This is a genomic window from Variovorax sp. KK3 (assembly GCF_001984055.1).
In the GTDB taxonomy this organism is placed as follows: domain Bacteria; phylum Pseudomonadota; class Gammaproteobacteria; order Burkholderiales; family Burkholderiaceae_C; genus Variovorax.
In genome coordinates this window covers 1-487 of record NZ_LYVO01000199.1, presented here as the reverse complement: position 1 = coordinate 487, position 487 = coordinate 1, and the positions used below count along the sequence as shown (strand labels likewise).

The 487-nt window shown below is 66.3% G+C and carries 1 pseudogene; it reads right to left on the bottom strand.

Features of this window, described 5'->3' with window-relative positions:
* Positions 1–487 (bottom strand): annotated as a pseudogene (locus B0W80_RS34140) (RHS repeat protein); the annotation flags it as partial.

Here is a 487-nt window from a genome sequence, read left to right as displayed (position 1 = left end):
TCGGTCCGTCGTAGACCAGATTTGTGGTCTTGCCGTCGGCGTAGGTGATCAGGATGGGCCGCCCGATGGCATCGCGCTGGATGTGCGTTGCCTGGCCCATCGCGTCGGTGAGGGTGGTGGGCAGGCCGAGGGCGTCGTACTGGATGGACTTGGCACCGATGTCGGGGCTGGTCTCGGCCGTGGCGCTGCCCTGGGCATTGCGCGTGTAACTCGTGGCGACACCCTTGAAGTCGCTGGCCTGGGTGACAACATTCAGCGCGTTGTAGCTCAGCGCTGCGGTGGCGTTGGCGGCGTTGGTGATGGAGGTCACCCGGCGCAGCGGGTCCAGGCCGTACTGGGTGCTCTGGTTCAGGCCGTTGGTGTCGCTGACTCTTTCGCCGTTGGGGTCGTAGCCGAAGGTGTTTGTCTGGTTGGAGCCGTCGGTGCGGGACGCGACGCGGTTGAGGTGGTTGATGCTGCGCGCGGTGCTCCAGGCGATGGCGCCGGT